The sequence below is a fragment of the Eubacterium xylanophilum ATCC 35991 genome (assembly GCF_000518685.1).
Taxonomy (GTDB): domain Bacteria; phylum Bacillota; class Clostridia; order Lachnospirales; family Lachnospiraceae; genus Eubacterium_F; species Eubacterium_F xylanophilum.
Genome location: NZ_JAEB01000011.1, coordinates 55,731 through 69,478, shown reverse-complemented (window position 1 = coordinate 69,478; position 13,748 = coordinate 55,731). Strand labels below are relative to the sequence as shown.

Sequence of the window (13,748 nt, the reverse complement as noted above, 5' to 3'; positions counted from 1 at the left end):
GGTTTTATGGAAAAGGATAACATTTTTAGTCTAATTGAAGACATAAAAACAAAAGAAAATACAGCAAGAAAAACCATTATATATGGTGCGGGTGGAGTTGCATCCTGTTTAATTATGTTTTTTGAAAGATATGATATTAGAGTTGATGCCTGTTGTGTGACGGAAAAAAATCCCGATCAAAATGAATTTATGGGGTATCCAATTATAGAGTGGAAGGATGTAGAGAAAGAAGATTTTGTGATTCTCGCTGTAAATAAGGAAAATGCTGCGAGTATATTGAATAATGTGATTGATGAGGAATATAGAGCAAATGTCGTGTACGATGAGGCTATTATTCAGTATGCGGATTGGGATAATACCACATATTTGGCTGGTGAAGTGGAGGATGATGGAAAGTATATATTACGGGTTTGTGATATAGAATTAAAAAAGGATTTTAAGTATGTGTGTTGCCCGTGTTCCATAGGCGACACCCTCTATGTATGCTCACTTCTCAATGCTTATAAAAAGAGCAATAATAAGAAAATATGCGTCATAGCTAAGAAATTTCACGAGGAATTAGTGAAAATGTTTGACGGAATTGACGATGTGATAATATCTAACCAGGCAGTTAGTTGTTTAGAAAAATATTCCGTGACCCGTAAAGTATGGGAGCGAGAGAATTATCTTTACGGGTATTTTCACAAGGATGTTTTTGACCAACTAGATAAATCACATTATAATTCAATAGAAGGTAATATGGTAGAAAAATACAAACATATTGTGCTTGGAATTCCCGGAGAGTCGGAAATGTCAAGACCGGGAATACCTACTATACAAGGATATGAAAATGTAGCTATTATTGCACCTTATGCTCAAACTGAAGAGATGTTGCCTGGGGAGTTTTGGGATAGATTAGTTTGGGAGTTGAAAGACATTGGTTTAGAGGTATTAACTAATGTCAAAGATTCTTCGGAAAAGGAAGTAGGGGGAACAGCGAGATTTTCGGGGAGCTTATCCGAACTGGCCCAAGTGGGGAGGTCGTGTAAATGCGTGATTTCCCTCAGAAGTGGGATTTGCGATTTGCTTGCTTTGGTTGATTCTAATATAATTATAATTAACAATAAATATGAATTAAAAGACGAGTGGAGTGTTTCTTCAATTAATCAGAGACATAACTGCAGGGAACTCCAGTATTGTGATGATAATGAAGTGTTAGTTAATCAAGTAATTGAAATAATAAAGGAGTTGTGAAAATTTGAAAAGACTTGCAGTAATTATACCGACATATAATAGTAGTGAAATGATAAAAGAATTGTTTCTGCGCTCATTGGGCGTATTTGAAAAGTTTAGTTGGGATGTGTTTGTCTATGATTCAAGTGAAGATGACAAAACACTGGAGCTTTTTAATCAATTTAAAGAAAAGTATAATAATATGGAATATATAAGAATTAATTCTGAGGTACAGTCCAATGAAAAAGTTTTTCGCGCTTTTCTAGATATAAAGAATAAAAAAGCATATGAATACATGTGGATCTGTCCGGATTACATTCATTTGAAGGAGGGTGGGGCACAAAAATTAGAGAAAAGAATGACAGAAGGATTCGATTATATTGTTCTAAATTACAGACATAACTACGAAATTTGCGATAAGGTTTACAATGACTGTAACGAGTTGTTTCATGACTTGGGATGGCATATAACGGCATATATGGCATCTGTTATTAGAGTGGAGTCTTTTGTAAATGATGAAGACTTGGAGATGTTGAGGGAAAAATATCTTAAAAACAAGTGTAAGTATCACTCTCATTTTGGTCTTGTGTTTGAACAAATAGTGAAGTTGGATAATTTTAGGGCAGTTCATATACCCTTTGAGTCTTATGATATGTCTGCATCAAGTATTCGAAAAACTAACATCTGGAGAAATGATACATTTTATATATGGGCTGAATGTTGGCCAGCGACAGTTAGAAAATTACCTCCAGTATATACAGAAAAGGAATCGGTAATACGGGACTTGGGAGTGAAGTCCGGAATATTTTCAAAAGATAATTTCATGAGTATGAGGATTGAAAATATTTATAATAGACAAATATTTGAAAAGTATTATGAGGAGTGGCCAAATCTAACGGATCTAAGGGTGGGTTATTTGAAAAAACTAAGCAATTTACCTCCTGAAAAGGTTGAGAAAAAACTCCGGGAGCCGAAGGATGTAAAACAGGTCAAAAAAAAGCTTAAAAAGTTTTCGGGAAATTATGACATTTTATACATATATGGATGCGGTGCAGTTGCGAGCAAATACTCCGAGTACTTAGGTCAAATGGGAATTAAATACGAGGGTTTTATTGTATCTGATTCCAGTAAAGAAAAGGAAAGTTTTATGTGTCATGATGTAATACAAATTAATGAACGAATAATAAATAATAAAGATATCGGCATAATTCTAGGCTTAAACTCATATAATACAAAGGAAGTTTTAGAAAGCCTTGAAGGGAGAATAGATAAAAAAAGGATTTTTTGGAGGTGATTCTTATAAAGTTTATAGTTTTTGGCGTAGGTCTAGCGAGTGATTATATACTTGAGTGGATTGGCTGGGCGAATGTTGAGTGTTTTTGTGATAATTTCAAGTATGGCGGAACACACCGGGGGAAGAAAATAATAAGTTTTGATGAATTGCTTAAATACAATTTGGAAGAATTTATTGTTGTAGTTGCTGCCTATAACAGAGCATCTGAGATAGAGCGCCAATTGGATGATGCAGGTATTACTAGATACTTTTCATACACGGGAGATATTCGGGAGTTATATAGGGTATATCCTTGGTTTTATTACAACAAAAAAGCAGAACATGTTTCCTATGGAAGATCATTAGAGGCATATGATTTGTCAAAATATTCCAATATAGGTATCATTGGGTACAATGAGTACATACCGTATTTGCTATCCGATATTTTTTTGAACTCGGGAAAATTTAATGTAAATAAAGTGATATGTACACATTGTGAGTTAGAAGAGTTTTCGTGCATTGGCGTTCCAGTTGTGAATTCCACAAAGATTGAAAAAGAAGATTTTGACTGTATAATTATTAACGATACAAAAATAACAGATGAGTGCGTTAGACTAGTAAACTGTAATTCCTGGGAGAAAATAATAGATATATATGATGTTGATAGGCTTGAGCCAAAGCTTTCTTGCCCTAATATGAGAAAATATAAAGATATCCATAAGGGTAAGCGAATCTGGATTGTTGGTCTTGGTTCATCCTTAGACATTAGTGATCTTAACAAATTGCATGATAATCATGAAATATGTATTTCATCTAATAAGGTGCATAAATTGTACTCCATGACAGATTGGAGACCTGATTATGTTGGGTTGACTGATTATTTGCTGATAAAAAACAGTTTGGAGGAAATCTATAAAAATAATATTGGTAGATTGCTGGTTGCCGATTTGTATCATAGTTTTGACATTGATTATGATGACAGATTTGAATATTTTCATTTGTATAGAGGAGGAAGAAAACAGCCACGAGGGTATAAGCTTGATTTTTCTACGGATTTAGAACAAATGACTTACGGCGGATATAAGACTGTTACTTACGATTTTTGTATGCAATTTGCACGATATTTGGGAGCTTCGGAGATTATTATGATAGGGTGTGATTACAATTATGAGAAAGACCAAAATCATATGGTAAAAGACTATTATAGTGATGCTGAATTAGAGAAATTGAACAAGCAGAACCATGACGTCCAAAGTATTGTTGAGTTTTTTAATGAAGTTGACAAATACTCTAGAGAAAATGGTTTCAGAATTTATAATGCAACAAGAGGTGGGATGATTGAAGCCTTTGAGAGGGTGGATTTTGATTCAATCATTGGATCCTGATTATTTGAATCATTGTTTAATCGAGTCACAGGATAATAACGAGGAGTAAATCAATGACGATGGAAGAAAAGTTTAGTAGTATAATAGATGAAAATAACAAAGTTGTTATAGATAGCCAGGGAATAATATCTGAAGAGCTTGCAGATTTATTTAGACTGTATGAGTTTTCGGACAAAGTAATTCTGATGGAACATATTAATTATCCTGGCATTGATAATTATGTAAAAACAGGAGTTATTTCTAAGGAAGAAATGATAAGATCGTTGGAGATAAGGTTTTGATGTTCAGGAGGGATGATTATGACATTTTTATTTCCGTTTCAAGCAATAAAAAAGGGGAGTAGCATTGTTCTTTATGGAATCGGAGTAATGGGACGAGACTTCTATTATCAGAATATTGCTACAAATTATTGTAATATAATTGGTTGGACTGATACTAATTTGATTGAATCGGGTGATAAAAAGCAATATCCCTTTTGTGGGAAAGAACAGCTTGAAAAACTAGATTATGACTGTATTTTAGTTGCGGTAGAATCGCCGGCCCTAGCATGGGAAACAATAATTCCGTATTTAATTAGCTTGGGCATTGATGAAAAAAAGATTGTTTATCAAGCATCAATTCCAGCGTATCCAGAAATGCAAGAAAATTATTATAACGTGTGGAGTATCGAAGAAAAACAGAAGACAAAACTTATTGATGAAAGTGGAGAAATCTGTAATCGTGACGTGTGTACGGGGTGTATGGCATGTGTTGACGAGTGTCAGCATGATGCAATAGAGATTTATGAAGATGAATATGGATTTAAGTATCCTAGAATAATAAAAGACAAATGCCTACATTGTGGTCGGTGTGAAAAAGTATGCCTCCAAAATCCCAAGAATAATAGGGGGTTGCAAGCTATAAAAAAATCAGATAATGAATTGATTTATGCAATTGCGCCGGAAAAATACGAGAGAATTGGAAGTTCGGGTGGCATTTTCCCGCTCATTGCAACACAGGTTCTTGATAGAGGTGGTATTGTTTATGGCGCTGAATTTGATCAAGATTTTAACTTGTTACACATAGGTATTGAGAAAACTGAGCAGCTTGAGCCTTTGTGTCGCTCGAAGTATACGCAAAGCGATGCAAGTGGTGTGTACAAGAAGATAAAGGATTATCTTGCTTCAGGACGAGAGGTTCTTTTTTGTGGAACTCCGTGCCAAGTTGCCGCCTTAGATCGTTCAATAAAGGGAGAACAGAGGGAGAAATTAATAACAATAGATTTGTTTTGTCACGGCGTGTTATCTAACAGAATGTTGCGAGACTGCATTAGTGATTACGAGAATTTAAGCGAGGTTGAAACTGTTAGATTTCGTGATAAATCTGATGGTTGGAGAGCAAGCGTGGATTATATATTAGTGAAAAATAATAATGGAGAATATAAAAAAATTGGAAAAGAGTATATGCATGCATTTTTGAAAAATTGGGCTCTTAGACCAAGCTGCTATCAGTGTGGATACCGCTCACATTCGAGAGTGGGAGATTTATCTCTTGGGGATGGATGGTCGTCGCTGAATGAGCCCAATCGAGCTAAAAGCATTATCTCCATAAATACAAAAAAAGGAAAAGCTCTGATTGAAGAAAATTCAAATGAATTGGAAATTAAATCTGCAGAGGGATATGCAATAGGCATGAATTCAACTAGGATGTTTCCAGTTTCAGACGGAGATAGGGAATATTTTAGAGATTTATATAAAGTGGGGAATAAGAGCTTTAAAGAAATTGTAAATAAAGTGATTGCAAACCACTATGATGTTGCTATAGTAGGCGGATATCATTGGAGTAATTACGGAGATGAAATAACATATTATGCACTTTATGCCTTGCTGAAATCTTGGGGATATGATGTATTGATGGTAAACTGGAGCACGGAATCGCAATGGTGGACGCGCAGAAAACCTCTCTTGTTTAATAAATGTCCATATCCTTTATATTCCTTAAATCCTACAACTCACAATGATTGTGAATTACAAAGGTTGAACGATCAGGTCGATTGTTTCGTTGTTGGAAGCGGGATATATTTTCACCCTCAAATAATAGACAAGACCAATCATTTAACATTGCTTGAATGGGTGGATAAAGACAAACCCAAAATCGGATATTCTATTGCATGGGGAATTGAAAATCTTGATGATTGGAAGTGCGAGACACACAGACAGAGAGCGGCGTTGTCGACATTCCAAGCACTTGGAGTAAGAGAGAAAAGTGGTCATAGAATAGCAACAGACATAATGAATATTGATGATGTTAAATTGGTGGTTGACCCAGTGTTTTTAGCGCCTCAAGATGCGTTTGATAGAATTATAACTAAGGAGAAGCCGGCGTCAAAATATAATTATGCTTACATATTGGACAATATGAATCCAGAAGTTAGATTAATCTTGGAGGAGCTGACAAACTACACATCACTTCCGAACAAGATTGTTACAAGATATGGAAGACATAATGAATATTCTGATTGGAAAAATGTTTTGCCTGACGTAAAGTTAGAAGAGTGGTTTAGCCATTTTATAAATTCAGAATACATTGTTACGGATTCTTTTCATGGCATGTGTTTATGTATTAGATATCATAAGCAGTTCAGTGTTTATATTGGCAGCAAAGAATGGGCACAAACCCGAATACTTGGCCTTTTGAAGGAACTTGACCTTTCTGACAGAGTCGTCGAAAGTTTTGATGATATCAAAAATAATATAGAGAAACCTATAGACTATAAAAGAGTAGATAAGATAATAAAAAAACTGGTGGAAAGCTCCAAAAGTTGGCTAAGAAATGAAATAATCAAGGCGTTAAAAGTATAAAACTATGCTTTACATAACAACATATTAGTTATATAATCAAGGTGGTGTCAAAACTAATTGAGGGTCTGTAGATGTGTTAAAGAAAGCACTACCTATTAGCTTTAAGAGTGGATTCGATGGATTTTATAGTAATAAAAGAGAGGTAGCAGATGAATAAGCAGCAAAGCGAGCTCATGAGGGAAAATTTCATAAAGAACATTTCAAGTATTTCAGGCAAAGAAGTATATGTTTTTGGACATTGCGAAGCATCCCTGAGTTTGATAGATTTGCTGTACGAAAATGGGATAAAACCGCACGGTATACTTGATAATAATTCCCAAAAAGCTGGTATTATGTATAACGGCGTTAAGGTGATAAAGCCTGAAGTGGTTTTGAAAAAAGATAGAGGAGTTGTTGTTTTAGTAGTATCGAGATTCTATGAAGCAATGAAAAAGCAATTGAGAGATCTTGGTTTCAATGGAGATATAATTAAACTATTGAATTATAACAAGTTTTCTGAGTACTCACTAGATGAGAAGGTAATCGAAAGGATGAAAAAACAAATTGAAGATGGAAAAGAAACTTTGAGAATGTTGAAAGATAAGTATCTAGGCTCGTTTTTTGTATTTTGTCCGTTTGATGCTCTTGGTGATATTTATTTATGTAATTCTTATTTACCTTCATTTCAGAAGAAAACTGAAAAAGATAATTGCATAATTGTAGTTCCGAGCGAAGGATGTGCTAAAATTGTAGAATTGTTTGGAAACCGATATGAAGTGATGAGCCAGGATAAACTCGATGATGCAGTTCAGGCAGCTATATATACTAAGGATAAAGACACATTCATTGCCCACCACGATCGTCCATATGTCATTAATCTTCATAGAGCATTGTACATAAAGAAGATTTCCCTTGAGCAAATCTATTGTTGCGGTGTTTTTGGACTTCCAAAAGACACCAAACCAGTTGAACCGACGAATTGGAGAACGTGGAAGAATTTGAATGAGATTCAGGTGGGACGAGCTGTGATAATAGCTCCATACGCTAAATCAGTAATTCCAATAAAAGATGAAATCTGGACTAGAATAGTTAGGATATATAAGAAAAGAGGTTTTCAAGTATTTACCAATACTGCGCCCGGTGAGGAGCCATTGCGTGGAACCGAAGCCCTTGTTGCGCAACTTGATGAGATGAAGTCAATAGTCGAACGCGCCGGAACATTTATCGGAATCAGAAGCGGCCTTTGTGATGTCTTACGAACCGCAAATTGTAGGAAGATTGCATTGTATCCTGATTACAATTACTGTGATACAAAGTGGAAGGCAATCGACATATATTGGCTTGATGAATTTGAAAATATAGAAGTAAAGGATGATGTGGAATGGGAAATGATAAAGTGATACAGAGCGGTTCCAGTGAGAGTTTATTGGTTCTATCGACTCTTCCCAAAACATGGATTTTTGACTTGGATGGTACATTGCTCAAACACAATGGATACAAAATTGATGGAAAGGATACGATTCTTGAGGGTGCCAGGGAAGCTATTGATGCTATTTCAGAAGAGGATTATATATTGATCATGACATCGAGAACCAATGAATATAGAGAAACTACAATCAAGTTTCTTGAGGATAACAATATTCGTTATAACAATATAATATTTAATGTGCCAATGGGTGAAAGGATTGTGGTAAATGATAGAAAACCGTCTGGAATCGATATGGCGATCTCGATTAATATAGACAGAGATAGTCTAAAATTACCGCATATGAAATGTGAACTATAAAATATTTAATTTGTTTAAGCGTAAATTTGGCAAGTTTTTCATAAACTTGCCAAATTTGCATTTTGTCTTGGCAAAATCCGATTTTCCTTGGCAGAAAATCGCATCAACTTGACAGAAAAACTATTTTATGCTAAAATATTGGCAAATTTAAGGTGGAGGTTGTCAAATGAGAGAAGAAGAACTTGTTGATCTTATTAGAAAAGTGCAAAGGCGACAGTCAGAATTTCAGAATACTGAGCTTAAGGCAGCGAGTGTTGATTTTCCAAAGAGAATCTATGATACGCTGTCTTCTTTTTCTAATCAGGATGATGGGGGCGTTATTATTTTTGGCATTTCTGAGCGGGATGGCTATGAAGTTACGGGAGTTTATGATGTTGAAAATGCTCAAAAAAAGGCAATGGAAGCATGCGAACAGATGGAACCGAGTGTTCGCGCTATTTTTACCAGTGCCGAAGTAGATGGTAAGATAGTGCTTGCAGCAGAGATACCTTCAGTAGAATATTGGTTGAGACCTGTTTTTTATAAGGGAGTTGGAAGATTGAAGGGGTCTTATGTGCGTGTTGGTGACGCGGACGAGCCGATGAGTGAATATGAGATTTATAGTTATGAAGCTTTTCGAAGAAGGACAAGGGAAGATTTGCGAGTAGTTCCAGAGTGTGGGATGGATATGCTTGACCAAAACAGGATAAAGCAGTGTCTTGATGCTGCAAAGCGAAATCGTGTGAGATTAAAAAGTTTGCCTGATGAACAGATTATGGAACTGCTTGGAATGACTGTAAATAAGGTGCCTACTTTGGCTAGTGTGCTTACGTTTGCTGTATATCCTCAAGCGTGGTTCCCGCAATTGAGTATAATAGCAGTTTCTTTACCAGGGACTAAGATGGGAGAAACTGATGAGGATGGGGCTAGATTTATCGACAATTTGCGAATAACGGGAACGATATCTGATATGCTTGACGAGGCAACGAGTTTTGTTAAGAAAAATATGAGAACCAAGACTATAATAGATAATAACGGCAAGCGAAGAGATAAAGACGAATATCCGATAATTGCTGTAAGAGAAGCTATATTAAATGCTCTGATACATAGAGACTACAGCTTGCTTACGGAAAGCTCGCCTATAACAATTGAAATGTATAGAAATCGTATGGAAATTGTAAGCAAAGGTGGTTTATATGGTGGCGGATCGGTAAATTTGCTTGGAGAGGGGAGACCAGAAACAAGAAATACGACACTGATTAATCTTTTAGAGCTGATTGATGTAACAGAAAATAGATATTCGGGAATACCGACTATGCGCCGAGAAATGGAAAGAGCAAATCTTCCGTCTCCGCAGTTCAAGGAAGGTCGAGGGGAATTTCGGGTTATTTTTTGGAACGGAAATGAAAACCTTGGAAATGATGTAGATAAGAGTGATATTCTCAGTGCAGTTATGCGATTTTGTTCTGTGCCTAGAAGTAGAGACGAACTTGCTGCATTCTGTCAAAGGTCAAGATATACTACAATGTCAACTATAGTGCAGCCTCTGATTAATCAAGGGAAACTTATGGAGACTATTCCTGAAAAACCTAAAAGTAAAAATCAGAGATATGTGGCACGAGATTTCTATGCATAAGCTATAGGAGAAAAAATGAAAAGAATAATTATCATAGCAGCAATTGCAATTTCGCTTATATGGATTGCTGTTTCTTATGTGCAGGAATGCGTACTTAAGAGGTGTGCTGTAGATGGATGTGACAGATTTCGCGTGCCATTTACGATTTATTGCCCGGAACATCAGGGGTATTATGATCTAGAATTTGAGGAAGATCCGAGTAAGTTGCCACCTATGTTTGAGGACCCGACTCCGACGCCAAGTGGCAAGGAATCGCCCAAGCCAACGGATAGGCCGAAGGCAGGTGCTGCCAATGGCAATGCAGACAGATATGCCAAGCCATATAGACACGGCAGATCGGATAAGTATAGTGGCTCGGGTAAGTCCGGGAAAAAGAACAAGTCAGGCAAGAAAGTATATAATGATTTGGACAGTGATCCGGCGGATTATGACAATCCGGAAGACTATGCTGATGATGCATGGGGAAGCGATTTTGAGGATTGGGATGACGCCTATGATTACTGGGAAGACTATTAAACAAATGTTGAATTAAGGAGAAAACGAACGATGTTATATATCATGCGACATGGTGAGACAGATTGGAACAAGGAGAGAAAGTTGCAGGGCAGGACAGATGTGGCACTCAACGAAAAGGGACGGGAAATGGCGAGAGAGGCCAGGGAACGCTATAAAGATGTAAAGTTTGATATTTGCTTTTGCTCGCCACTTGTGAGAGCTAGGGAAACGGCGGAGATTCTCCTGGAGGGAACCGGCGTCCCAATTGTATTTGATAAGCGACTTTTGGAGATGAAATTTGGAATTTACGAGGGAGTAAATGGGGGATATGATGATCCGGAATGCCCGGTAAATGTCCTATTTAGAAGTCCGGAAAAGTATAAAACACCCGTAGAGGGTGGGGAGAGCTTAGATGAGCTATTTGCCAGAACCGGAGAATTTTTGCGAGAAGAGGTGGAGCCACGAATTGCGAAGAATGAAAATGTTCTGATAGTCGCTCACGGCGCTCTCAATTGTAGCATAATATGTCAGGTCAAGGACATTCCCGTCGAGGATTTCTGGAGCTGCGGCATAGAGAATTGCAAATTGAAAAGACTTGTTTAGATGCACGTAAAGTCAATAGATATAGCCGATTTGTCAATTCGAGTTATTGAAAAATATCAGTCCTCGTGATAAAATATTTATTGAAGGTATTGTGGGTTATAAGTACGAATAACCACATAAAATAAAAACTTGTGCGCGGGTGAACAAGTAGCGCATGAACTTCAATTAGCAGGAGGACTATATGATGAAGAAAACTAAGTTTTTGTCAGGTGTACTGGCAATTGCACTGGCGGCGTCATCCCTGGGTGTGGTAATGACAGATACCAGTGCAGAAGCGGCTGCAAAGCCAAAGTTGAGCGCGACCAAAAAGACAATTAACAAGGGCAAGAGCTTCAAATTGACCGTCAAAAAAGTGTCAGGAATCAAGGCTATTTCCAAGGTAAAATGGTCCGCTAATAAAAAGTCTATTGTATCTATTAAAAAATCAGGAAAAACTGCTGCGAAGATAATCGGTAAAGCGGCAGGAAAGGCCAAGGTAACAGCTAAAGTTACATTTAAAAACAAGAAAGGCAAGAAGTCTACCAAGAAGCTTGTCTGCAAAGTGACAGTTAAGGCGGCATCGGCAAAGAAAAATGTTCAGCCTGCAGCGCCTACAGCAGCACCGGCCGCACAGACTCAGGCGTCAAGCACAGCTGCAACATCAAGCGAGACAAAGGCTCCAGTGGAGACGGCAACACCAGAGCCAACACCGGAACCAACCAAGAATCCATATTATTATGACAAGGGATACTTTGCAACTTACGATGGAAGCAAGTCAGAAACCGGCAAAGATAATCTGTATATAAACTATGTAATGGCTGATTCAAAAGAAAAGAACAAACAGGCATCAGTTATTACCAATCTTCGCTTCAAGATTGACACAGAGGAGTCTTTTGAGATGGGAATCTATGTGAACACATGGGGCGAGAAGGTGACTGACACCAAAGAGAGAGTTTGTGACGCAGCTAAACTCGGCGAGGCAGCACGCGTCGGAACATTTTCAACGAACGGAACGAAAGGCCAGAGTGTGGATGTAGCTCTCAGTGGTGCAGCTCTCGAGGCTATTGACAATGAGCGAATCACTTTTGCCTTCTATGCCGACCCGGCGAAGGTTGACAAAGACAAGCAAAAGTATATTCTTCATGATATGCAGGCCATCTATGAAGAAGATGATGAGAACGTTTATCCTGTTAGCCTTTCATATAACACAGTTGGATGTACAAGCGATGCTGCGGGAATTTACTCAACAAGACAGAAGGATTCCTCAGATATAATTGATGACAAGTATCAGTCACTTGCATCTCTCACAGAGGCTAAGGGCTACAAGTTTGGAACATGCGTATCCTACAATCAGATCAAAAATGATACTCAATTCAAAAACTTGCTCAAGAAGCACTGCGACAGTATCACGGCATCTAATGAGTTTAAGGCTTATTCACTCCTCGATCAGGAGGCTTGTAAGGCGTCACCAGATGGCATGCCAACGGGAATGAAGTATCAGCAGGCAGATGAGATTTGCGAGTGGGCCAAGGAAAATGGTCTGCAGATTCGTGGCCACGCCCTTGTATGGGATCAGAGCATGCTCCAGTGGTTCTTCAACAAAGACTATGAGGACAACATCGTAGAGAATGGAAAAGTTATTAACCGTGTAGATAAGGAAACTATGACTAAGAGATTGCAGTCATATATTGAGCAGGTTATCATGCACTTCCAGACCAAGTATCCAGGGGTTCTCTACTGCTGGGATGTTGTAAATGAGGGCTTGACCGACGAGCAGAACGGATCGGGCGGTGACAAGGAGCACTATTATATTAGAACAACAAGAGATGGCACAGCGAACCCATTCTACGAGGTTCTCGGCTATGAATATATCAAGATTGCCTTTGAGGCAGCTAGGGATACACTCGATAAGAACAATATCCAGGGAATTGACCTTGTATACAATGATTACAATGTATTCCAGACTTACAATGACAAGAGAAACCGTGTAATCAACCTTGTCAAGTATCTCAACGAGGAGAGAAAACTCGTTGACACAGTTGGAATGCAGGGTTATCTAGGATATGGAAACCAGAAAAATTGCCTTAAGAAGGATCTTATATCAGGAGTGAAGGACACAATCGTTGCCCTCCAAAAGGCGGGAGTCAAGGTGCAGCTCACAGAGATGGCCATGAGAAACTTCACCAATACAGACGAATGCCAGGAGAATCATGCAGAATTTGCCAAGAACATGTTCTCAATGCTCGCTGACATTAATGAGACAACAGACGGAGCATTTACGAGCATGTCACTCTGGGCATTCTTCGACGATCCAACCTTGAATTACAAGGACGATACTTACGAGTACGACATCTACACACCATACAGTGGATTATTTGATGAAACATATGCAGCCAAGGGCTCATTCTTCTCGATTTATGAAGCCTTCGGTGGAGTTGTCAAGTAGTATCCGGAAAAATGTTCCGCTAGGGACGAAAAAAGTATTGTAAATATTCAATAAAAAATATATGCCCCTTTTGTGCGAAATCTCCGAAAAGTGCGAGAAATCAGTACATTAGGGGTTTTTTTTCAAAAAACTTCT

11 protein-coding genes are annotated in these 13,748 nt (G+C 37.8%); all 11 read left to right on the top strand.

Going from position 1 to position 13,748, the window contains the following annotated elements:
• Positions 1 to 6: 6 nt before the first annotated feature.
• The 11 genes from L877_RS0102820 to L877_RS0102770 all read left to right on the top strand — a co-directional run bounded on the left by L877_RS0102820 (position 7) and on the right by L877_RS0102770 (position 13,613).
• Entirely contained in the window at positions 7 to 1,233 is a 1,227-nt protein-coding gene (locus L877_RS0102820; RefSeq protein WP_026834806.1) for a hypothetical protein, read from the top strand.
• A 4-nt stretch (positions 1,234 to 1,237) separates the two neighbouring features.
• Positions 1,238 to 2,506 (top strand): glycosyltransferase, encoded by a 1,269-nt coding sequence (locus L877_RS0102815; RefSeq protein ID WP_026834805.1) that lies wholly within the window; start codon positions 1,238 to 1,240, stop codon positions 2,504 to 2,506.
• Positions 2,503 to 3,870 (top strand): motility associated factor glycosyltransferase family protein, encoded by a 1,368-nt coding sequence (locus L877_RS0102810; RefSeq protein ID WP_156922967.1) that lies wholly within the window; start codon positions 2,503 to 2,505, stop codon positions 3,868 to 3,870. Before L877_RS0102815 ends, L877_RS0102810 begins: the two co-directional genes overlap by 4 nt.
• A 53-nt stretch (positions 3,871 to 3,923) precedes the next feature.
• A complete protein-coding gene (locus L877_RS0102805; RefSeq protein ID WP_026834803.1) occupies positions 3,924 to 4,151 on the top strand; it encodes a hypothetical protein in 228 nt (75 codons plus the stop codon).
• Between the two features lie 18 nt (positions 4,152 to 4,169).
• On the top strand, positions 4,170 to 6,710 hold the full coding sequence (locus tag L877_RS0102800) for a polysaccharide pyruvyl transferase family protein (RefSeq protein ID WP_026834802.1): 2,541 nt from the start codon (positions 4,170 to 4,172) through the stop codon (positions 6,708 to 6,710).
• Between the two features lie 149 nt (positions 6,711 to 6,859).
• Complete coding sequence (locus L877_RS0102795) at positions 6,860 to 8,089, top strand: hypothetical protein (protein ID WP_026834801.1); 1,230 nt, start codon at positions 6,860 to 6,862, stop codon at positions 8,087 to 8,089.
• A complete protein-coding gene (locus L877_RS0102790) occupies positions 8,071 to 8,475 on the top strand; it encodes a hypothetical protein (RefSeq protein WP_051437628.1) in 405 nt (134 codons plus the stop codon). The genes L877_RS0102795 and L877_RS0102790 overlap by 19 nt, the downstream gene beginning before the upstream one ends.
• Before the next feature lie 166 nt (positions 8,476 to 8,641).
• Positions 8,642 to 10,090, top strand: a complete 1,449-nt coding sequence (locus L877_RS0102785) for an ATP-binding protein (RefSeq protein ID WP_026834799.1) — start codon at positions 8,642 to 8,644, stop codon at positions 10,088 to 10,090.
• Between the two features lie 15 nt (positions 10,091 to 10,105).
• Positions 10,106 to 10,606 carry a hypothetical protein gene (locus tag L877_RS0102780; protein ID WP_026834798.1) on the top strand — a complete coding sequence of 167 codons (501 nt, stop codon included), beginning with the start codon at positions 10,106 to 10,108 and terminating at the stop codon, positions 10,604 to 10,606.
• A 30-nt stretch (positions 10,607 to 10,636) separates the two neighbouring features.
• Positions 10,637 to 11,188, top strand: a complete 552-nt coding sequence (locus L877_RS0102775; RefSeq protein ID WP_026834797.1) for a histidine phosphatase family protein — start codon at positions 10,637 to 10,639, stop codon at positions 11,186 to 11,188.
• Between the two features lie 181 nt (positions 11,189 to 11,369).
• Entirely contained in the window at positions 11,370 to 13,613 is a 2,244-nt protein-coding gene (locus tag L877_RS0102770; protein WP_084554739.1) for an endo-1,4-beta-xylanase, read from the top strand.
• The last annotated feature ends 135 nt before the right edge of the window (positions 13,614 to 13,748 follow it).